General features: G+C 65.2%; 21 protein-coding genes. 18 read left to right on the top strand and 3 right to left on the bottom strand.

Going from position 1 to position 19,621, the window contains the following annotated elements; genetic code table 11:
* The 6 genes from N5K27_RS17645 to N5K27_RS17670 all read left to right on the top strand — a co-directional run.
* A partial coding sequence (locus N5K27_RS17645) for a tripartite tricarboxylate transporter substrate binding protein (RefSeq protein ID WP_279817828.1) occupies positions 1 to 693 on the top strand: 693 nt, incomplete at its 5' end.
* Between the two features lie 32 nt (positions 694 to 725).
* Positions 726 to 1,451, top strand: coding sequence for an amino acid racemase (locus tag N5K27_RS17650; protein WP_279817830.1), 726 nt, complete (start codon positions 726 to 728; stop codon positions 1,449 to 1,451).
* 67 nt (positions 1,452 to 1,518) lie between these two features.
* Positions 1,519 to 1,701: a hypothetical protein gene (locus N5K27_RS17655; protein WP_130356005.1), complete on the top strand. Its 183-nt coding sequence runs from the start codon at positions 1,519 to 1,521 to the stop codon at positions 1,699 to 1,701.
* A 118-nt stretch (positions 1,702 to 1,819) separates the two neighbouring features.
* The gene (locus N5K27_RS17660; protein WP_279817832.1) at positions 1,820 to 2,296 is read left to right on the top strand and encodes a sigma-70 family RNA polymerase sigma factor; all 477 of its coding nucleotides are present in this window, start codon (positions 1,820 to 1,822) and stop codon (positions 2,294 to 2,296) included.
* A 14-nt stretch (positions 2,297 to 2,310) separates the two neighbouring features.
* Positions 2,311 to 3,333: a FecR domain-containing protein gene (locus tag N5K27_RS17665; RefSeq protein WP_279817833.1), complete on the top strand. Its 1,023-nt coding sequence runs from the start codon at positions 2,311 to 2,313 to the stop codon at positions 3,331 to 3,333.
* A gap of 162 nt (positions 3,334 to 3,495) precedes the next feature.
* The gene (locus N5K27_RS17670; RefSeq protein WP_279817834.1) at positions 3,496 to 5,877 is read left to right on the top strand and encodes a TonB-dependent receptor; all 2,382 of its coding nucleotides are present in this window, start codon (positions 3,496 to 3,498) and stop codon (positions 5,875 to 5,877) included.
* Here the strand turns inward: N5K27_RS17670 and N5K27_RS17675 are convergent.
* A complete protein-coding gene (locus N5K27_RS17675) occupies positions 5,874 to 7,616 on the bottom strand; it encodes an ABC transporter ATP-binding protein (RefSeq protein WP_279817836.1) in 1,743 nt (580 codons plus the stop codon). The genes N5K27_RS17670 and N5K27_RS17675 overlap by 4 nt on opposite strands.
* A 259-nt stretch (positions 7,617 to 7,875) precedes the next feature.
* Positions 7,876 to 9,624 carry an AIPR family protein gene (locus N5K27_RS17680; RefSeq protein ID WP_279817838.1) on the bottom strand — a complete coding sequence of 583 codons (1,749 nt, stop codon included), beginning with the start codon at positions 9,622 to 9,624 and terminating at the stop codon, positions 7,876 to 7,878.
* A gap of 300 nt (positions 9,625 to 9,924) precedes the next feature.
* On the opposite strand from N5K27_RS17680, the gene N5K27_RS17685 reads away from it, so the two are divergent.
* From N5K27_RS17685 to N5K27_RS17740, 12 genes are all read left to right on the top strand, one after another.
* Positions 9,925 to 10,182 (top strand): phenol hydroxylase subunit, encoded by a 258-nt coding sequence (locus N5K27_RS17685; RefSeq protein ID WP_132979466.1) that lies wholly within the window; start codon positions 9,925 to 9,927, stop codon positions 10,180 to 10,182.
* Between the two features lie 36 nt (positions 10,183 to 10,218).
* Positions 10,219 to 11,217 carry an aromatic/alkene monooxygenase hydroxylase subunit beta gene (locus tag N5K27_RS17690; RefSeq protein ID WP_279817839.1) on the top strand — a complete coding sequence of 333 codons (999 nt, stop codon included), beginning with the start codon at positions 10,219 to 10,221 and terminating at the stop codon, positions 11,215 to 11,217.
* Positions 11,218 to 11,242: 25 nt separating this feature from the next.
* Positions 11,243 to 11,515: an MmoB/DmpM family protein gene (locus tag N5K27_RS17695; RefSeq protein WP_087838143.1), complete on the top strand. Its 273-nt coding sequence runs from the start codon at positions 11,243 to 11,245 to the stop codon at positions 11,513 to 11,515.
* 42 nt (positions 11,516 to 11,557) lie between these two features.
* The gene (locus N5K27_RS17700; protein WP_087782757.1) at positions 11,558 to 13,090 is read left to right on the top strand and encodes an aromatic/alkene/methane monooxygenase hydroxylase/oxygenase subunit alpha; all 1,533 of its coding nucleotides are present in this window, start codon (positions 11,558 to 11,560) and stop codon (positions 13,088 to 13,090) included.
* A 134-nt stretch (positions 13,091 to 13,224) separates the two neighbouring features.
* On the top strand, positions 13,225 to 13,587 hold the full coding sequence (locus N5K27_RS17705) for a phenol hydroxylase subunit P4 (RefSeq protein ID WP_279817841.1): 363 nt from the start codon (positions 13,225 to 13,227) through the stop codon (positions 13,585 to 13,587).
* A 17-nt stretch (positions 13,588 to 13,604) separates the two neighbouring features.
* Complete coding sequence (locus tag N5K27_RS17710) at positions 13,605 to 14,672, top strand: 2Fe-2S iron-sulfur cluster binding domain-containing protein (RefSeq protein WP_279817843.1); 1,068 nt, start codon at positions 13,605 to 13,607, stop codon at positions 14,670 to 14,672.
* Between the two features lie 5 nt (positions 14,673 to 14,677).
* The gene (locus N5K27_RS17715; protein ID WP_087838139.1) at positions 14,678 to 15,043 is read left to right on the top strand and encodes a 2Fe-2S iron-sulfur cluster-binding protein; all 366 of its coding nucleotides are present in this window, start codon (positions 14,678 to 14,680) and stop codon (positions 15,041 to 15,043) included.
* Between the two features lie 8 nt (positions 15,044 to 15,051).
* Entirely contained in the window at positions 15,052 to 16,134 is a 1,083-nt protein-coding gene (locus N5K27_RS17720) for a porin (protein ID WP_279817845.1), read from the top strand.
* 33 nt (positions 16,135 to 16,167) lie between these two features.
* Positions 16,168 to 17,112, top strand: coding sequence for a catechol 2,3-dioxygenase (locus tag N5K27_RS17725; protein ID WP_279817846.1), 945 nt, complete (start codon positions 16,168 to 16,170; stop codon positions 17,110 to 17,112).
* A 13-nt stretch (positions 17,113 to 17,125) separates the two neighbouring features.
* Positions 17,126 to 17,563, top strand: a complete 438-nt coding sequence (locus N5K27_RS17730) for a heme-binding protein (protein WP_087838136.1) — start codon at positions 17,126 to 17,128, stop codon at positions 17,561 to 17,563.
* A gap of 176 nt (positions 17,564 to 17,739) precedes the next feature.
* Positions 17,740 to 18,060 (top strand): YciI family protein, encoded by a 321-nt coding sequence (locus tag N5K27_RS17735; protein ID WP_132979471.1) that lies wholly within the window; start codon positions 17,740 to 17,742, stop codon positions 18,058 to 18,060.
* Positions 18,057 to 19,022: a tripartite tricarboxylate transporter substrate binding protein gene (locus tag N5K27_RS17740; RefSeq protein ID WP_087838134.1), complete on the top strand. Its 966-nt coding sequence runs from the start codon at positions 18,057 to 18,059 to the stop codon at positions 19,020 to 19,022. Before N5K27_RS17735 ends, N5K27_RS17740 begins: the two co-directional genes overlap by 4 nt.
* A 63-nt stretch (positions 19,023 to 19,085) precedes the next feature.
* Here N5K27_RS17740 and N5K27_RS17745 read toward each other — a convergent pair whose 3' ends face one another.
* The gene (locus N5K27_RS17745) at positions 19,086 to 19,352 is read right to left on the bottom strand and encodes an accessory factor UbiK family protein (RefSeq protein ID WP_087838133.1); all 267 of its coding nucleotides are present in this window, start codon (positions 19,350 to 19,352) and stop codon (positions 19,086 to 19,088) included.
* Positions 19,353 to 19,621 lie beyond the last annotated feature (269 nt).

Raw genomic sequence — 19,621 nt, forward strand, 5'->3', positions numbered from 1 at the left:
ATGGGCCAGCAGTCCATCCAGCCGCTGCTGTCCAGGGACCTGCCCTATGACGCGGAGAAGGATTTCGCGCCCATCGCCTTGTTCTCCGCGGTGCCGAATGCGCTGGCGGTGTCGACCAACGTGCCGGTGAAGACGGTCCAGGAACTGATCGCCTATGCCAACAAGCATCCCGGGAAGCTGAACATGGCTTCCGCCGGCATTGCGTCGGTCAACCATCTGACCGGAGAACTCTTCATGCTGCGCTCGGGCGCCAAGTTCACGCATGTACCCTACCGGGGCGCGGGTCCCGCCACCGCCGACCTGCTGGCCGGACAGGTACACGTGATGTTCGCCAACCTGCCCAACGTGCTGCCCTACATCAAGCCGGGCAAGCTGCGCGTGCTGGCGATGGCCAGCGAGAAACGCAGTCCCGCCGCGCCCGACGTGCCCACGCTGGAGGAAGCCGGTGTGAAGGATGCGGTGGTCGAGTCCTGGTACGGGCTGATGGCGCCGGCCGGCACCAGTTCGCAGATCATCAAGAAACTGGAAGCCACAATCATCGGCATCGCCAAGGAGAAAGCCATGGCCGCGCAACTGGCCGAGCAGGGCGCCTTGCCGTTCCCCGGGACCAGCGAGGATCTGGCCAAGCTTTCCAGCGAAGAGACGAAGCGGTGGAAAGACATCATCTCGCGCGCCAACATCCAGTTGAACTGAACGCACGGCATGCAGCACAGGGGCAGAAGAACGTGGTTCCAGTCGGCATCATCGGGGGCATGGGCCCGTTCGCGGGGGCGCACTACGTCGGCCTGTTCCTGGAGGAATGCGCGCGGCTGATCGAGGCGGGCGGGGCAGGCGTGACCGACCAGCGCTTCCCGCCCCACTATCTGTTCCAGTTGCCGGTGCCCGACAGGACGTCGGCGTTGCTGGGGACGCGGGACGAGTATGGGCGCGTGCTGCATGGGTTGTCCGGGCAGATGGACGGGCTGCGGGCGTTGGGGGCCAGGGTAGTTGCGATGTCGTGCAATACCGCGCATGCGTGGCATGCCGAGTTGCGGCACATGCATCCGGACATGGCGCTGCTGCACATCGGCGATGCCACGGCCGACTATCTGGTTGGACAAGGCGAGACGGAAGTCGGGCTGTTGTCCACGGCCGGGACGGTGAAGTCGGGCGTCTATGCCGAAGCGTTGGCTCGGGTGGGTATCGCGTGCAGGGCACCGGATGGCGACGAGCTGGATCTGGTCATGCGGGGCATCTACGACGGGGTGAAGGCGGGCGACAGCGAGCTGGGGCGAGCCTGCTTTACCAGTGCATTGCTACGGATGCGCGGGCGTACCGGCGTGACGGGTTTCCTGATGGCGTGCACGGAGATTCCGCTGGCGCTGGGCACGGATGATGCGCCGGTGGAATGTCGGTTGTATGACCCGGGGCGGTTGTCGGCCCGGGAACTGGCGAGGCGGGCATTGGCATGACGGCCGCCGGCTCCGTCCCATAGTTGAGGCACAATCCCGGCTAGGATTCATACGATTCGGCCGAGACGTGAGCCTTCCATCCCGTCCCTCGTCGCTGCGCCTGAGCGCGCTCGACGCCCATCTGCTGCTCGGCCGCGACCGGCCCGGCCTGACCGGCATCCCCCGCTACGACGCGCTGCTGGTCATCATGACCTTCACGATCGTGGCCAATCTGAAGCACATCAAGGAAAGGGTTCACGTGCCGGAGTAGGCGCGGGTCCGCATCCATGGGCAACTTGCCAAGCAAGGCTTGTTCAAACAATAATAATAATCAATTACCTTTCACCAAAGCTTCTGCGCTCCGCTCCCCACGGCGCACCCGAACCCCTATGCACGAGCGCTACTACCGCGAGCTGTTGCGCTATTTCACCCGCCGGGCGGGAAATGGCGACACGGCAGCGGATGTCGTGCAGGAGGCCTATGCCCGGGTATTGGCATTGCAGCGCACCGGCGCCCCCATATTCGAGCCCCGCGCGGTGCTGTACCAGGCCGGCCGCAACATCCTGGCGACATTGCGTCTGCGCAGCGCGGTCGAGGCAAGGGTGCTGGAAACACTGGCGCTGGTGGGCGACGACAGCCGGCCGTCGGTGGAGCGCGAGGTCGGCGCCCGGCAGCAGCTCGAACGTTTGCTGGCCCTGTTGAAGAGCATGCCGTCCAGGCGGCGCGACGTGTTCATCCTGGTGCGCATCCATGGCATGAGCTATGCGCAGACCGCCGCGCACATGGACATGACCGTGCGAACGGTGGAGCGGCAGATGGCGCGCGCGCTGCTCGACTGCGCGGGCTATGCTCCCGGGGAAGATTGAAGCCCGTTCACGCCATGGCACCGAAGCCTGTCCCCCTGTTCGACCGCGAAGAGCGGCGCGCGCCACGCCAGTTGGTCGAGCACGCGCTGATCCTGATCGGCCGCATTCACCATGGGGATGCGGCCGCCGCCCAGCGTGCCGAGCTGGCGCTGCAAACGTGGCGCGAGTCCTCGTCCGAACACGCCGAAGCCGCCTTGACCGCGCAGCGTATCTGGAATGCCACCGAGCCGGGTGCCCTGCGCTCGCAAATCGCCAAGCCCGCCAGCGCGGCGCAGAGGCAGCGCCTGCGGCGCCGCGCGCTTGGCCTGGCCGGTGTGGGGGTGGGCCTGGGGCTGTTGGGCGTGGGCGGGCGCTGGGCATGGCGGCTGCCGGTGTACGAGATTGCGCTGCGAACCGGACGCGCGCAACGGATGACGCAGGCGTTGCCGGACGGCAGCAGCGTGGACTTGTCCGCGCGTACCGCGGCCCAGGTGACGTTCTTGCGCGCCAGGAGAACCGTCAGGTTGACCGAGGGCGAGGCGCGGTTCTCCGTGGCGTCCGACGCCGAGCGTCCATTCTGGGTGGAAACGGATTGGGGCCGCGTGCGCGTGGTCGGCACCGTGTTCACGGTTTCCACCCGCGAGGCCCGCATGCGGGTGGAGGTCGCCGAAGGCCGGGTCGCCGTGTGGGGCGCGGAGAACGGCCAGGCGGCGGATCCGGCGCCTTCCGTTTTTTTGCAGGCGGGCCAGGCTGCCGACATCGACGGCCGGGGGGTCGGTTCGCCTCGTCCGGTGGATCCGGGCGAAGTTGGCGGCTGGCGGCAGGGATGGCTGTTCTTCCGCGACACGCCGCTGCCGGAAGTCGTATCCCGGTGGAATGACTACCTGTCTCGCCCCTTGAGGTTGTCCCCGCGGGATGCGGCCCTGCGCGAGATGCGGGTGACCGGCAGCTATTTGCTGAAGGACCCTCAGTCCTTTCTCGACAGCCTGGCGCACATGCTGCCGGTGCGGGTGATGCCCGCGGACGAGCAGGGTATCGAGATCCGGGCGCGCGGTTGATTCCCGCCGGGGAAGTTGCTTTTTGTTGCAAGTGGGGAGGGGGGCAAATGCGCCGTGGCGTGTCTTCTGCATGACACGTTCAGTTCTTCCACCATGACCGCACACGACGCTTTCCGATTCTTCCGACCGTTCGCCGCCCGGCGCAGCCGCCATGGCGCGGCCATGGCTCCGTTTCTTCTGACCTGCGCCGTCGGCGCCGCGGGCCTGCTGCCGGCCGGGTCCGTCCGGGCCCAGCCCCAGCCCGCGCTCGCCTCGACGCCTGTCCATCTGTCGCTGCCCGCCCAGTCCCTGGCCAGGACGCTGGCCGCGTTGTCCCGGCAGTTCGGTATTTCCATCGGCGGCGAGGCCGGGTTACTGGACGGCCGCCAGGCGCCCGCGCTGAATGGGGCCCTGACCCTGGAGCAGGCGCTGCGGCATGCCTTGGAAGGCTCGGGCCTGGTTGCCGTGCGCAGCGGCGCCTCGGCGATGACGGTGGTGCGCGGATCGGATGCCGTCACGACCCTGCCGGCCGTGACGGTGACGGCGCGCGCCGATGCCCTGGGCGGCGAGCGTCCGCCCGCCTATGCCGGCGGGCTGGTGGCGCGCGGCGGGGGCCTCGGCCTCTTGGGCGACACCGATTTCATGGATACGCCCTTCAACGTCGTCAGCTACACCGCGCAGGCCGTCGAAGATCAACTGCCCCGCAGCGTGGCCTCCTTCCTGGCCCGCAACGATGCGTCGGTGCGGGTGGTGGGCGGCGAGGGCGATTCGACCGACACGCTGCGCATCCGCGGCTTCGATCTGGCCACCGATGAAATCGCCTTCAATGGCCTGCCCGGACTGCTTGCGCAATATCGCAGTGCGGCCGAATTCATGGACCGTATCGAAGTGCTCAAGGGGCCGGGCGCGATGCTGAGCGGCATGTCGCCCAGCGGCGCGGCGGGCGGCGCCGTGAACATCCTGACCAAGCGCGCGGACGACGCGCCGTTGACGCGGCTTACGACCAGCTACTTTTCGGATTCGCGCATCGGCCTGCATGCCGACGTGGGCCGCCGGTTCGGCGCCGACGGCGAGTTCGGCGTGCGGGTCAACGGCGTCCTGCGGCGGGGCGATACCGCGCGCGACCACCAGGACGAACAGATGGGCATGGGCGCCGTTGCCCTGGACTATCGCGGGCAGCGGCTGCGCGCATCGCTGGACTACGTCAAGCAGTCGCACCGGGGTCACGCGGTACGCACCGTCCTGAGCAGCTTCGCCGTGGCGCCCGGCGTGTCCCTGCCGGCACCCGCCGGCAGCACGAACTTCGGCCAGCCCTGGAGCTATCTGCGCAGCGGCGACGAAACCCTGGCGGCCCGCGTTGAATACGACCTGGCCGACGACGCGACGGCCTATGCCGCAATAGGCCGCTCCCGCGGCTGGCACGGCGGCATAGGGGGCAACATCTACCTGATGTCGGCCGACGGCGACACCACGCAGAACGCCGCGGCCTCCGCCTTCGACCTGCATACGACCTCGGCCGAGGCCGGCGTGCGCGGACGCCTGCGGACCGGACCGGTCTCGCATCGCTGGGCGCTCAGCGCGAACACCCTGAAGCGCGACGTTGCCTATGGTTTCTCGACATCGGTGGCGACGTTCGAGTCGAACATCTACGACCCCGTCATCTACCCCCAACCGGACGGCATTCCCGGCGTGGCCGCGCAGCCGGCATCGCAAACCCGATTGCGCAGCATCGGCTTCGCCGACACGCTGGGTTTCGTGGATGACCGCATCCTGCTGACGCTGGGGCTGCGCCACCAACAGGTCAAGGTGCAGAACTTCCCGGCCACCGCCGGCCAGTACGACGAGTCCGCCGTCACACCGCTGGCAGGCATCGTCGTCAAACCCTGGGACAACGTCTCGCTGTACGCCAACTACGTCGAAGGGCTGGCCCAGGGCGGTACCGCGCCGGATGGCGTGGCCAATGCCGGACAAGTCCTCAAGCCCCTGAAAACCCGCCAGGCCGAAGTCGGCATCAAGCGCGACTGGGGGCGCCTGGCGACATCCGTCAGCCTGTTCCAGATCCGCAAACCCAGCGGCTTGCTCGACCCGGCCACCAACCGCTACGAGGCGAACGGCGAACAGCGGCATCGCGGCGTGGAGCTGAACGCCTGGGGCGAAGTGACGCCCGGCTTGCGCATGCTGGGCGGCCTGGCGTGGATGGATGCGGAGATGACCCGGACCAACTCCGCGGCCACGACGGGCAAGGACCCGGTGGGCGTGCCGCGCATGACCGCCAACGTCGGGCTGGAGTGGGACGTGCCCACGCTGGCCGGAGTCACCCTGACCGCCGCCGCCATCCATACCGGCTCGGTATACGCCGACGGCACCAACGCCACGCGCGTATCGGGCTGGACCCGCTTCGACTTCGGCGCGCGCTGGGCCACCCGGGTCATGGACCGCAACGTGACCTTCCGGGCGATGCTCGAGAACGCCTTCGACAAACGCTATTGGACGATAGGCACCTGGCAATCCGCCTATCTCGGCCTGCCGCGCGCGGTCGTGCTGTCGGCCACCATCGACTTCTAGTGATTGCGCCTGGCCAGCACCTGGTCACGCGGGCCGGCATCGACCACCTTGCCGGCTTCCATCACGACAACGGTGTCGAACCGTTCGAGCAGGCTGGGCCGGTGTACCGAGGCCACGATGCAGGCTGACGGGAACGCCGCCACCATGCGGTCGAACACCCGGCCCTCGGCCTGCGGGTCGAGCGCGCTGGTGGGCTCGTCCAATAGCAGCAGCGAACTGCCTTGCGCCGCCAGAGCGCCGCGGGACAGGGCCAGCCGCTGCCGCTGGCCACCCGAAAGATTGCCGCCGCGTTCGTTCAGCGGACTGGCCAAACCCTCGGGCAGGCGTTGCAGCACCTCGTCGAACACCCCCGCATGCACGGCCGATTGCAGCGCCGCCGCGTCGGCCGGCTCGCCGAAGGTAAGGTTCTCCTCCACGGTGGCTTCGAACACCTCAGCCTCCTGCGGGATCAGCGTGGCCAAGGTGCGCAGTCCGGCCCAATCCACCGTCAGGCCGTCGCGCAACAGTTCGCCCTGCTGCGGCGGATAAAGGCCGGCCAGCATGCGCAGCAACGTACTCTTGCCGCCCCCGCTCGGACCGATCAGCGCCACCCGGGATCCTCGCCGCAGCAGCAGATCAATCCCATGCAGCCCGCCGCGCGCGTCGTCGGCATAGCGCCAGGTGGCGCCGCGCAGCTCCAGCGTTTGCCATGGCGCGTCGCGCACCACGGCCGGCACCGCCGCATCGGGGTCGCCGGGCGCTTCCCAGATCGGCTCCGCGCTGCCGTAGTCCGTATGCATGCGCGCGAAACTCTGGAAGTTCGACGCCATCGCGCCCACCACCGTCGCGGCCTGCTGGGCGTACTGGTAGATCATGAAGACCGTGCCCAGCATCACCGCCTGCCCGGGCTGCCGCGATTGCAGCACGTAGACCACCACCAGTATCCAGGTGAGCCCCATGCCGAGGATGTCCACGGTGAACCACTTGCCTTCCGTGACCATGACCGCACGGCGCAGCGGCGCCATCACCGCCTGCATGCGGCGGCCGAGCACCTTGCGCGAGGCCGATTGCAGCCGCAGGCCGATCACCGTGCCGGCATTGCCGACGAAGTCCAGCAGCGCGGCGGCATAGCGGCGCTCCGCGTCGTTCTCGGCGCGGGCAAGCTGCATCAGTGCGCGGTCGAAGCGCATGATGATCAGCGCGATGATGACGTAGCCGGTGATGGCGATGGTGCCGCTGGTGCGCGACAGCAAGGCCAGGGCGACCAGAGGACCGACGAAGTTGAAGGCGCTTTGCAGGTAGCCGAATTGGTTCTGGGCGAAGTCGGACAGGGCGCGGCTAGATTGGACGACGCGGTGCTGGAGTTCGCCGGAGTGCCGGCCGTCGCGCCAGGCGAGCGGGGCGGCGGAGATACGGGCGTAGAGTTGATCGGCCAGGCGTTCGCGTACTCGGACGCCTACGTTGCGTTCCAGGATGCGGCCGGGGCCGTGGAGGAGCCAGGACAGGAGGTAGACACCGACGAGATAGGCGATCCAGCGGCCGGCTGTTGCCATGTCGCCTTGCTGCAGGGCGTTGATGGCTTGGGCGGCCAGCCAGGGCATGGTCAGGCGGAGTAGCTGTGCGGCTGAGAGCAGGCCGGCTGCGCCGAGCAGGTGGGGGCGGACGCCGGCTGCGTGGCGCCAGAGGGCGCGGTAGAGGTCGCGGGCTGCGGTGCCTAGGCCGAGGGTAGGCGGCTGGGGAGGAAAGTCTGATTTCGTCACGTGAAGACAACTACTCTTTTGCCAATAGTGACTCGGTGGATGATCTTTGGGTCAATGTTTCTCGAATTTGCTTTCGATGCAGTTGATGCATCTAGCAGATTCAAAATTTGGTGAGTAACGAAGGGTAGGGATTGCAGTCAGCGCTAATGGACTCGCCGTCTCTAAGGAGAAACGATCTTTATGATGCCATTTTACCAAGTAAATCATCAGAGGGGTCGAATCAATTTTTTCAACTGTCTCGTCGTTCGCATGGTCAAAATCATGGCTTAATGTTTTTGGCAACGTTTTCTAGAATCGGCGGCCGGTTGGTTTTCATCGTTGGCAACTGAGCGACCTTAAAATCAATTTTTGGTTCGAGTTGCTGCAAAAATCTTGTTGATCGAAGGGTTGACTTGTATGTTCCGAACTCTTTTCCTCCTTGGTAAGTGTCCACCGCTTGCAGGTAATAGATTTCGATCGCTGTATCTGCGATTTTTCCTAAAGCAGAGCGAAAATTATCGGTGTTTATTTTTTCGAGGGTTATGTGAGGGGAATGAATGTCGGAAAGTTTAGAAATAATCTTTGACGCGGTGAAAATAATCCAAAAGGTGGCCGTAACGGCTAGGAGACCGCCGGTTGGTGCAGATTTTCCAAGCGCTCGCAATTGCTCTATTCGCTTTTCTTCGCAAATGTTACCCAATTGCCAAGTTAGTAAAATATCAGCAGCTGAGATTTGCGGGTAAAATATTTGAGAATAAGGTTGATCGAAGAGTTCAGCCTTATTGTCAATGGCTTGAATCAAAAAATCATTTCTTTGAGCTGCCAAATATTGGGCCAACCGATCAAGTTCAATAATTTTCGATTTGTCTCGACGTCGTCGGCTTCCCGATTGTTTTGGCGCATAGTCTAAGCCAATTACGCCTAATTCGCGGCGAAGGCGCTCTTGTGTGCTATCGACAGCGCGCACCGTCCAAATTTTGATGGCATTTTGCGAATTGTTGAAGCGCACCACATCGTTCTTCACCGAGTCTTTGGCTGCGATAACGCGAACCAATACCTTACAGTCATCGCTGGCATTTGCTTGGCTAAGGGCATTTGTGGTTTGGCAGCCATTGACAATGCTGAATCGACGAAGTGTCAATGAATTCTTTATTTTCTTGCTGCTAGTGGCAGTATCCGCAATGATGGAAACTCCATTGTTTAAGGCCCAAAATAATCCTGGAGTTTCATTTGCTGTTTTTATTATTTGTTCGTTGATTCCACCTTTTCGAGTTCCTAAGAAAAGCCGGACATTCCCTGCAAATAATTGATTCGAATAAGTTCTGTGAAGGCGAATTAGTTCTTTAGCCGATACATTGCCAATCCAAGCCCGCCCATATTCTCCGGTGTCTTCGATAATATTTCCAGAAAAAGCCAGTTGGTCTTCTGCAATGCCGCGTTCAGATTCAATAAGAGCGTCGTACTGCTCCTTGACGTTTTCTTGAGCTAGATAGAAGTACTGGTATTTGTTGAAGGTCTTTGACTGACGAGTGGCATCCACCGTTTTGGTGATGGTAACGTTTTTTCTCCCAAGGCTAATTAAGCCAAAGGCGATGGTGTAATCGCTATTTTCCGTCTTAACTGAGTCGATTTGATCCGCAAGCTCATGCCTTCCCACTTCTCGCAGAGAGCGAGTATCTTCAAAAAAGGGAATGGTCGAAACCACATCACTCCATTTGCTTTTAGGGGTAACTTTTGTATGGTTGTCGCCGCAGTGTCCCTGGATAACGTAAATGGTACGGGTTGAATCGTCCGCAAATACTAAATCGATTCCTTGGTCATTGCCGCCGTCCATGGCGGCCGAACTCAACGCGTCGTCCTCATCCAGATCGTGCATATTAATTGCAAACCAAGCAGTAAAAGCGCGGTGTTTGGAAATGCCGGCTCTAAGTCCGAGCTCGTTCACTGAGTCAATGATGTCTGCCAGAGTCGACGGGTCTTTTACGCTAGCTTTCACTTTTGGCCTTTCGTTGGTGTATACGGCTTTCATTTGTAACTAATAGTACACAAAACTCGAGTACGCCGGTTGAATTGTTCTATATGCGAAGTACCTGGGGAGAGCGCAAAGTTCTGGCCGACCTTCACCATTTCATAAAGCTGCACCGCAGCATTTCCCCTTTTCCGCATCCAGGAAATCCCGCACCCCTGGTCTCGCGCAGAAAAATCCCCCGCCAAATCAACCACTTGCCCCCGCTGGCACGCCCGTTGCACTTCTCATGGCACCACCGCAGCCCCCGCTGCGCCAAGTCATGAAATCAACGAGGGCATCACGCCCCATGGAGACACGCCCATGGATGCAACCGCCGCCGGCACGCCACCGCACGCCTCCCGCTACGTCCGCGTCCTGGGTCTGCTGGAAAGCCGCTACGTCGAGTTCGAGTTTTCGATAGGCGATCCGGAGCTGGCCGTGGAGCTGGTGCTGGCGTTTCCCCAATTCCAGGAGTTCTGCCGCCGCAACCGCGTGCGGATGGTGGGCGCGGAGGAAGCGGCCCGCCTGGACCTGGAGCGCATGAAGTGGCGCTATGGCTCGCCCGGCTTGGCCGAGTAGCGCCTTCCCTTTTTTCCCTTCCGACGAGACCCAGCCATGCAAGTCGATATCAAGACTTCCGACATCCGTCCGATTCGCCAGACGTTTTCCCACATTGCGCGCCGCTTCGGCGCGGACAAGCCGGCGTCGCGCTATCAGGAGGCGACCTATGACCTGCAGCCGGAGGTGAATTTCCATTACCGGCCTTTGTGGGAGCCGGCGTTCGAGCTGTACGACACGCGCCGCACGGCGGTGGTGATGCGGGACTGGTACGCGTTCAAGGATCCGCGTCATTACTACTACGGCACGTACACGCAGGCCCGCGCGCGGCAGCAGGAGGCGCAGGAGAGTGCGCTGGAGTTCGTGGACAAGCGCGGCCTGCTGCGCGATGCGCCGGGGGAGGTACGGCAGCGTATCGAGGAACTGGTGCTGCCGCTGCGTCACTACGAGTGGGGCGCGAATATGAACAACTGTTATGTGACGGCCTATGGCTATGGGGCGGCGATCACGCAGGCGGCGCAGTACCAGAGCATGGACCGGCTGGGGCTGGCGCAGTACCTGAGCCGCATCGGGCTGCTGCTGGACGGCAATCAGGGGGCGTCGCTGGCGCGGGCGAAGCAGTACTGGTTGGGCTCGCCGGCGTGGCAGGGGCTGCGGTGCGAGATGGAGAACCTGTTCGTGACGAAGGACTGGTTCGAGGTGTTCGTGGCGCAGGACTTCGCGCTGGACGGGCTGGTGTATCCGCTGGTGTTCCAGGCGCTGGAGCGGGAGTTGTCGGCGGCCACGGGCAATGGTTTCGGGATGAGCGTGGAGTTCATGCGTGACTGGCATGGCGAGAACCTGCGCTGGGTGGATGCCTGCCTGAAGACGGCGGCGGAGGAGTCGCCGGAGAACGCGGCGCTGTTGTCGCGGTGGGTGAAGGGCTGGCTTGCGCGCGGCAAGGAGGCGCTGGCGCCGTGGGCGGCCGTTGCCTTTGGCGATCGCGCCGCGGCGCAATTGGACGAGGCGGTGTCGGCGCTACGCCAACGCGCCGCGAAGTGCCAGGTCGCCGTCTGACCCCAGTCTCTATCAAGGAACCGCCATGTCCCAAAACGTATTCATCGCCTTCCAGGCCAATGACGATACCCGCAGCATCATCGACGCGATCCTGGAGGACAACCCGCACGCGCAGCGCCAGGACTTCCCCGCGATGGTGAAGATCGACGCGCCGGATTCGCTGGTGGTCCGGCGCGCCTCGGTGGAGGAGCGCCTGGGCCGCGACTGGGATCTGCAGGAGCTGCACGTGAACCTGGTCTCGCTGTCGGGAAACATCGACGAGACGGATGACGAGTTCACGCTGGCCTGGCATCGCTAAGGCCCGAACGCCATTCCCCATCAAGCAAGAACGGAGACGCACATGACCACGACGACGCCCGCGCGCAAGCTGGGCCTGAAGGAGCGCTACGCGCTGCTGACCCGCGACCTGGGCTGGGAAACCAGCTACCAGCCGATGGACAAGGTGTTCCCCTACGACAAGTTCGAGGGCATCAAGGTGCACGATTGGGACAAGTGGGAGGACCCCTTTCGCCTGACGATGGACGCGTACTGGAAGTTCCAGGGCGAGAAGGAGCGCAAGCTCTACGCCATCATCGATGCCTTCGCGCAGAACAACGGCCAGTTCAACGTGACCGACGCGCGCTACATCAACGCCATCAAGCTGTTCCTGCAAGGGGTGAGCCCGCTGGAGTACGCGGCGCACCGGGGCTATGCGATGGCGGGGCGCAATTTCCGCGGGGTGGGGGCGCGCATCGCGTGCCAGATGCAGTCGATTGACGAGCTGCGGCATTCGCAGACGCAGATCCACACGATCAGCCACTACAACAAGTATTTCAACGGCTTGCACGACTTCAAGCACATGCATGACCGGGTCTGGTATCTGTCGGTGCCGAAGTCGTATTTCGACGACGCGATGTCGGCGGGGCCGTTCGAGTTCGTGACGGCGATCTCGTTCTCGTTCGAGTACGTGCTGACGAATCTCTTGTTCATGCCGTTCATGAGCGGCGCGGCGTTCAACGGCGACATGGCCACGGTCACGTTCGGCTTCTCGGCGCAAAGCGACGAGTCGCGCCACATGACGCTGGGGCTGGAGATCGTGAAGTTCCTGCTGGAACAGGATCCGGACAACCTGCCCATCGTGCAGAAGTGGATAGACAAGTGGTTCTGGCGCGGCTACCGGCTGTTGACGCTGGTGGCGATGATGATGGACTACATGCTGCCCAAGCGCGTGATGTCATGGTCGGAGGCCTGGGAGATCTATTTCGAGAAGAACGGCGGCGCGCTGTTCCAGGATCTGGCCCGCTACGGCATCCGCATGCCCAAGTATCACGAGCAGGCGCGCAAGGAGAAGGATCACATCTCGCACCAGGCCTGGGGCATTTTCTACAACTACACGCATGCGGCGGCGATCCACACGTGGATCCCGCGGCCGGACGAGATGGCCTGGCTGTCGGAGAAGTACCCGGCCAGCTTCGATCGCCTGTATCGCCCGCGCCTGGAGTACTGGGACCGGCAGGCGCAGGAAGGCAAGCGCTTCTACAACAACGCGCTGCCCATGCTGTGCCAGATCTGCCAGATTCCCATGGCCTTTACCGAGCCGGACGATCCGACGCGCATCTGCATGCGCGAGACCACCTATCACGGCATGAAGTACCACTTCTGCTCGGACGGCTGCAAGGACGTGTTCGAGGGCGAGCCCGAGAAGTACGTGCAGGCGTGGCTGCCGGTGCACCAGATCTTCCAGGGCAACTGCGGCGGCGCCACGGTGCCCGAGGTGCTGGAGTGGTACCACCTGAAGGCGGGCGAGGACAACGGCGACTTCGACACCTCGGCCGACCGGCGCAACTGGGACCGCTGGACCGGTGGCGAGGCACCCGAACAGCGGGTCGCGTAACGACCCATCCGCTGCATCAACTCATATGTATCCCATCCGGGGCACCGCGGATCCGGCTCTGCCGGTCCGCCAGTGCCGCCCCCTCGAGGGGGCGCGCGAAGCGCGTACGGGGTGGGCCAACCTTGGAGACGAACATGCCTGTCATCGCGCTCGAACCCGACTATGCCGGCCCCGTCCAGGATACCGAGGACAAGTTCGGCGGCAACCGGCTGCTGTACATCAACTGGGACGGCCACATGATGTTCTGCTCGCCGGTGTGCCTGCCGGTGCCGCCGGACATGCCTTTCGCCGCGCTGGTGGACGAGGTGCTGCCCGGCATCTACGGCGCTCATCCCGATTTCGCCCGCATCGACTGGTCGGCGGCGCAGTGGGAGCACGGCGGCCAGCCGTGGCGGCCGGATCGGGCCAAGAGCCTGGCCGACAACGGCCTGGTGCACAAGTCCGCCATACGCCTGCGCACGCCGGGGCTGGAAGGCATAGGCGGCAGCCATTCGTAGGATCGTAGGAGCAGCACATGAGTTACCAACTCACCATCGAACCGCTGGGCCAGACCATCGACATCGAGCCCGGACAGACCGTGCTGGACGCCTGCCTGCGCAGCGGCATCTGGCTGCCGCACGCCTGCGGCCATGGCTTGTGCGGCACTTGCAAGGTGCACGTGCAGGAGGGCGAGGTGGACCACGGCGCGGCCAGCAGTTTCGCGCTGATGGATTTCGAGCGGGACGAAGGGCATTGCCTGGCCTGCTGCGCCATGCCCGAGGCCGATTTGATGATCGAGGCCGACATCGACGAGGAACCCGACGCGCAGTACCTGCCGCTGGAGGACTACGTGGGCGAGGTGGTGGCGCTGCGCGACCTGACACCCACCATCAAGGGCGTGTGGCTGCGCACCGACCGGCCAGTGCGCTTCCAGGCCGGGCAGTACGCCAACCTTGCGGTGCCGGGCGTGGAAGGCCAGCGCGCGTTTTCGCTGGCCAACGCGCCGGGCGAGAACGTGGTGGAGCTGCACGTGCGCAAGGTCGAGGGCGGCGCGGCCACGGGCTACATCCACGAGCACCTGCGCGAGGGCGAGTGCCTGCCGCTGTCGGCGCCGTTCGGGCGCTTCTACGTGCGCAAGTCGGCGCAGGCGCCGATGATCTTCCTGGCAGGCGGCTCGGGGCTGTCCAGTCCCAAGTCCATGATCGCCGAGCTGCTGGCCGAGGGTTGCCAGCAGCTCATCACGCTGGTGCACGGCGCGCGCCATGCGGGCGAGCTGTATTTCTCGGACTGGTTCCAGGAACTGGCCGTGCGGCATCCCAATTTCCGCTACGTGCCGGCGCTGTCCGAGGCGCACGACGAGGAAGGGCGGTGCGAGACGGGCTTCGTGCACGAGGTGCTGGCGCGGCTGTACGCGGGCCAGGACGGGCGCGCGGATTTTCGCGGCCACAAGGCCTACCTGTGCGGCCCGCCGCCCATGATCGAGGCCTGCATCGCGACGCTGATGCAGGGGCGGCTGTTCGAGCGCGATATCCACGTCGAGAAATTCCTGACGGCGGCGCAGGCGCAGGAAGGCCGCCGCAGTCCGCTGTTCAAGGCGATCTGACACCCATGGACGCCGACACCCACGAGGTCCACATCCTGGATACCGGCGAGCGCTACCGCTGCGCGCCGTCGCAGACCTTGCTGGCCGGCATGGAGGCCCTGGGCCGCAAGGGCATTCCGGTGGGCTGCCGCGGCGGCGGCTGCGGGGTCTGCAAGAGCCGCGTCGTGCGCGGCGCCTACCTGGCCTTGAAGATGAGCCGCGGCTGCGTCAGCGCCGAGGAAGAGGCGGCGGGCGTGGTGCTGGCCTGCCGCGCCATGCCGCGCGGCGACGTCGAGCTCCAGGCGCTGGACCGGATGCGCCGCTGCGTGACCCGGCACGTTTCCCGGGACGCCCTGGAGGAGGGGCGTCCCATTTCAACCTCCGACGAGTGACCATAACGATGAAAACCGCGAGACTCCTGCTTCCGCTGGCACAGGCCAGCGCCACCCCGGCGATGGCGCAGACCACGACCACGCTGTACGGCATCATCGATGCCGGCGTGAACTACCTGTCCAACCAGGGCGGCCATGGCACCTGGTCCATGGACACGGGGCTGTTGTCGCCCAACCTGTTCGGCCTGCGCGGCAGCGAGGCGCTGGGCAACGACCTGAAGGCGGTGTTCACGCTGGAAGGCCAGTTCGCGGCCGACAACGGCGCCAGCGTGGGGCCGCTGTTCGGCCGCCAGGCCTACGTGGGCCTGAGTTCCACGTCCTGGGGCACGCTGACCCTGGGCAAGCAGTACGACTTCAGCTTCGACATGCTGGGGCCGGGCCGCTACGGGCCGTCCTTCCCGATGATCGGCCTGTACAACCTGCGCCTGGGACCCTTCGGCGGATTGGGCGTGCCCGGCATGCCGGGCGGGGCGATGGACTTCGACGGCGTGGCCGGCGCCAAGCGGGTCGACAACTCGGTCAAGTTCACCAGCGCCAGCTACGGCGGCCTGACCTTCGGCGCACTGTACGGCTTCGGCGAACAGCCGGGCAGCATGGGGCAGGGCCGCACCTACAGCGCCGGCGTGTCCTACGCACGCGGCCCCTTCGCGTTGACGGCCGCCATCACCGACGCCCGCAACGCGGCCATCAACAACGGCAACGACGGCATCCGCACCTGGGGCCTGGGCGGCCGCTACCAGCTCGGCGCCGCCGTGCTGAACGCGCTGTACACCAACACGCGCAATACCTTTACCGGCGGCTCGGTACAGGTGGCGCAGGTCGGCACGACCCTGCCGGTGGCGGCCAGCACCACGCTGCTGCTGGACTATCAATACCAGTGGGCCAACGCCACGCTGAACAAGGTGCACGCCCACCAGGCCAGCGCCACGCTGGGCTACGCGCTGTCCAAGCGCACCGATGCCTACGCGGCCCTGGTCTACCAGCGCGCCGGCGGCGCGCCCGGCGCCACCGCCTGGATCGCCGGCCTGAACGGCCCCTCGGACGGCAAGACCCAGACCCTGGTGCGGCTCGGCATGCGCCACATGTTCTGAACCCACCCCTGTGCACACACCAAGGAGACTCACATGGCAATTACCGGAGTGCTGCGGCCCGGGCACGTCTGCATACGCGTGCTCGAACTCGAGCCGGCGGTACGGCATTACGTGGACACCATCGGCCTGACCGAAATCATGCGCGATACGGCCGCCGACGGCAGCCCGCGCGTGTTCCTGAAAGGCTGGGACGAATCGGACCATCACAGCGTGGTGCTGCGCGAGGCCGACGAATCCGGCATGGACTACATGGGATGGAAGGTGGACTCGGAAGCGACGCTGGAGAAATTGTCGGCCGACGTGGAGGCCAGCGGGCTCGCCACCGACATGCATTGGATCGCGGCCGGCGAACACCCCGAGACCGGCAAGCGCTTCCGCTTCACCGTGCCCACCGGACACATCATGGAGCTGTACGCCTACCGCAAGGCCACCGGCTGCGCGACGGGTTCGCTGAACCCCGATCCGTGGCCGGACGACATGCACGGCATGGGTGCGCGGCGCTTCGACCACTGCCTGCTGTATGGCGACGACCTGGCCAATACCTACAAGCTGTTCACCGAGGTGCTGGGCTTCGGGCTGAGCGAGGCCGTGGTGGCGGGGCCGGGGGAACAGATGATCGGCGCCTTCCTGAGCTGCGCCAACAAGGCGCACGACGTGGCCTTCATCCAGCAGCCGGTCAAGAACAAGCTGCACCACGTGTCCTTCCTGCTGGACAACTGGGGCGAGGTGCTGAAGGCGGCAGACATCATCTCCAAGCGTCGCGTGTCGCTGGACATCGGGCCGACGCGGCACGGCATCACGCGCGGCGAGACGGTGTACTTCTTCGACCCCAGCGGCAACCGCAACGAGGTGTTCGCGGGCGGCTACACCTGGTATCCGGACAAGCCGGTGATCAAGTGGACGGACGACCAGCTCGGCACGGGCATCTTCTATCACGACCGCAAGCTGAACGAGAAATTCCTGAGCGTATTCACCTGAAGCGGGAGCCGGCATGGAAGACTGGACGCGCATCACGCGCGCGCTGACCCTCGAGGCCGTGCGCACGGCGCTGGACGCCGCGGTGCGGAAAGCCTCGGCACAAGGCATCCGCATCAACGTGGCCGTGGTGGACGCCAGTGGCGTGCCGCTGGGTTTCCTGCGCATGCCGGGGGCGTTCCTGCATTCGGCCGACATCGCGGTCGACAAGGCCTACACGGCGGCCGGTTTCCGGCTGCCCACCGGGGCCTGGAACGACGTCCTGAAGGGGCTTTCCCCGGCGGTGCGCCAGGGCCTGCCGGCCCGGCCCCGGTTCGCGGGCTTCGGCGGCGGTTTTCCGTTGATCGCCGAAGGCGAACTGGTGGGCGGCATAGGGGTGTCGGGCGGAAGCGAGGAACAGGACGAGGCCTGTGCGCGGGCGGCATGCGTAGTATTGGGTATGGCGCCGGACTGAGTTGCCCACGGGCGGATGCGGGTTTGCCCGATCGCCTTTGGTCCATATAACGGACCAAAGGCGATTAATTTTTTTCATGGTCCGAATAACATTCCTGCCTGGTTCATCACGAACGTTCCGTTTTTCGGACTTCTCCCGCTCATGTCCCGTATCCCTTGCCTTGCGGCCCGGCTGCCATGACCGGCCGCGCGCTCTACCTGATGTACGCCGAGGACGTCGACCACAGCGAGGCGCTGCGCGCGCCCCTGCGCGACGCGCACATCCGCCGCCGCAGTGAACTGGCCGCCCAGGGCCGCGTGGTCGTATCGGGTCCCTTGTGGGACTCGGACGCCGGCCAGGGCGACTACTGCGGCAGCCTGCTGGTGGCCGCCTTCGATTCGATGGACGAGGCCCGGGCCTGGGCCGATGCGGACCCGTACGCGCAGGCCGGCGTCTATCGCCGCATGGTCGTGCGCCGCGTCAACACGCACTTCCTGGGCCAGGAGTCCTCTTCATGATCACGCGCCGCGCCTTCGGCCTCGCCTCGCTGGCCACGCTGGGCCTGCCCGCGCTGGCGGCCTTTCCCGACAAGCCTGTCCGCATTCTGGTGGGCTTCGCCGCGGGCGGCCCGGCGGACACGTGCGCGCGGCTGGTCGCGCGCCTGCTGGGCGACAGCCTGGGCCAGCAGGTGGTGGTGGAGAACCGCCCCGGCGCCGGCGGCGCGCTGGCGACCCGGGCGGTGAAGAGCGCGCCGGCCGACGGCCATACGCTGTTGCTGTGCGCCTTCGCCGACGTGCTCAATCCCATCATCGATCCGGCCGAGGCCAACTACAACCTGGTGAACGACTTCGCGCCCATCACGCGCATCACGGGCGTGGGCAACGTGCTGGTCGTGCACCCCTCGCTGCCGGCCAGGACGGTGCCCGAACTGGTGGCGTACGCGCGCGCGCGGCCGGGTCAACTGAATTACGGTTCGGCGGGCATCGGTTCGGCCAGCCACCTGGCGGGCGAGCTGTTCGGCGGGCTGGCGGGAATCAAGGTGACGCACGTGCCCTACAAGGGCACGGCGCAGGCGCAGGTGGACATGCAGACGGGCACGCTGGCCTTCATGTTCGACAGCCTGATCAGCGCGCTGCCCAATATCCAGGCGGGCAAGCTGCGTGCGCTGGCGGTCACCACGGCGGTGCGCTCGCCGGGTGCGCCCGAGGTGCCGACGATGGTGGAGGCGGGGGTGCCGGAGTATGACCTGACGTCGTGGTTCGGCCTGGCCGCGCCCAAGGGCACGCCGGCGCCGGTGGTGGAACGGCTGGCCGGCGCGGTGCGGCAGGCGATCAAGCGCGACGAGGCGGTCGAGGCCCTGCTGCGGCTGGGCGGGCAGCCCGACGACATGGACGGAGCGGCTTTCGATCGCTACCTGCGCAGCGAGGATGCCCGGTGGAAGAAGCTGTTCGCGGCGGGCACGGTGCGCGTCGACAAATAAGAAAAGAAGAGGCCCGCGTTTCGCCGCGGGCCTCGCTCATGCCCGCCGGAGCGGGCATGATGCTCACTCCTGCGGAGCCTTCCCCTCCAGCGCGATCACCCGCGCCTCCAACGCCTGCACCTGCGCTTCCAGCGCATCCACCTTGGCCCGCGTGCGCGCCAGCAATTCGGTCTGGATGTCGAATTCCTCGCGGGTGATCAGGTCCAGCCTGGTGAAGGTCTGGCCCAGGAATCCCTTGACGTTGCGCTCGATGTCGGCCGCCGGGCTGCGGGCGATCAGGTCGGAGATGTTCTTCTGCAGGTCTTCGAACCAGTCGGTGCGATTGATCATGATGTCTGTCCTTTGAGTCGGCTGCCGGCCTCCAGTTTAGTCCCGCCCGGCCGTGCGCGCGCGCCACGACATGGTGCGGGCCCCGGCCCGCGCACCCCGCCGTGCACCAAGTTGGGTCGCAGCGGGAGCGACAGTGGTGCGTTTCATGGGGAAAGCAAGCTGGCACGGGAAATGCTCAGTAACAACCAACCGGGGGCCGCCTGACCGCGAAACCCCGTGACCACGCCAGTTGCGCCACCCACGCACTGGAGCCTGGCTGACAACCCGCC

It is taken from the genome of Pigmentiphaga sp. GD03639, assembly GCF_029845405.1.
GTDB classification, from domain to species: Bacteria; Pseudomonadota; Gammaproteobacteria; order Burkholderiales; family Burkholderiaceae_B; genus Pigmentiphaga; species Pigmentiphaga daeguensis.

What these genes read in the sequence shown, in the direction of transcription:
- N5K27_RS17660 (WP_279817832.1), top strand. Translation starts at nt 1,820, where the DNA reads ATGCACGAGCGCTACTACCGCGAGCTGTTGCGCTATTTCACCCGCCGG.
- N5K27_RS17665 (WP_279817833.1), top strand. Translation starts at nt 2,311, where the DNA reads ATGGCACCGAAGCCTGTCCCCCTGTTCGACCGCGAAGAGCGGCGCGCG.
- N5K27_RS17670 (WP_279817834.1), top strand. Translation starts at nt 3,496, where the DNA reads ATGGCTCCGTTTCTTCTGACCTGCGCCGTCGGCGCCGCGGGCCTGCTG.
- N5K27_RS17680 (WP_279817838.1), bottom strand. Translation starts at nt 9,624, where the DNA reads ATGAAAGCCGTATACACCAACGAAAGGCCAAAAGTGAAAGCTAGCGTA.
- N5K27_RS17685 (WP_132979466.1), top strand. Translation starts at nt 9,925, where the DNA reads ATGGATGCAACCGCCGCCGGCACGCCACCGCACGCCTCCCGCTACGTC.
- N5K27_RS17690 (WP_279817839.1), top strand. Translation starts at nt 10,219, where the DNA reads ATGCAAGTCGATATCAAGACTTCCGACATCCGTCCGATTCGCCAGACG.
- N5K27_RS17695 (WP_087838143.1), top strand. Translation starts at nt 11,243, where the DNA reads ATGTCCCAAAACGTATTCATCGCCTTCCAGGCCAATGACGATACCCGC.
- N5K27_RS17700 (WP_087782757.1), top strand. Translation starts at nt 11,558, where the DNA reads ATGACCACGACGACGCCCGCGCGCAAGCTGGGCCTGAAGGAGCGCTAC.
- N5K27_RS17705 (WP_279817841.1), top strand. Translation starts at nt 13,225, where the DNA reads ATGCCTGTCATCGCGCTCGAACCCGACTATGCCGGCCCCGTCCAGGAT.
- N5K27_RS17710 (WP_279817843.1), top strand. Translation starts at nt 13,605, where the DNA reads ATGAGTTACCAACTCACCATCGAACCGCTGGGCCAGACCATCGACATC.
- N5K27_RS17715 (WP_087838139.1), top strand. Translation starts at nt 14,678, where the DNA reads ATGGACGCCGACACCCACGAGGTCCACATCCTGGATACCGGCGAGCGC.
- N5K27_RS17720 (WP_279817845.1), top strand. Translation starts at nt 15,052, where the DNA reads ATGAAAACCGCGAGACTCCTGCTTCCGCTGGCACAGGCCAGCGCCACC.
- N5K27_RS17725 (WP_279817846.1), top strand. Translation starts at nt 16,168, where the DNA reads ATGGCAATTACCGGAGTGCTGCGGCCCGGGCACGTCTGCATACGCGTG.
- N5K27_RS17730 (WP_087838136.1), top strand. Translation starts at nt 17,126, where the DNA reads ATGGAAGACTGGACGCGCATCACGCGCGCGCTGACCCTCGAGGCCGTG.
- N5K27_RS17735 (WP_132979471.1), top strand. Translation starts at nt 17,740, where the DNA reads ATGACCGGCCGCGCGCTCTACCTGATGTACGCCGAGGACGTCGACCAC.
- N5K27_RS17740 (WP_087838134.1), top strand. Translation starts at nt 18,057, where the DNA reads ATGATCACGCGCCGCGCCTTCGGCCTCGCCTCGCTGGCCACGCTGGGC.
- N5K27_RS17745 (WP_087838133.1), bottom strand. Translation starts at nt 19,352, where the DNA reads ATGATCAATCGCACCGACTGGTTCGAAGACCTGCAGAAGAACATCTCC.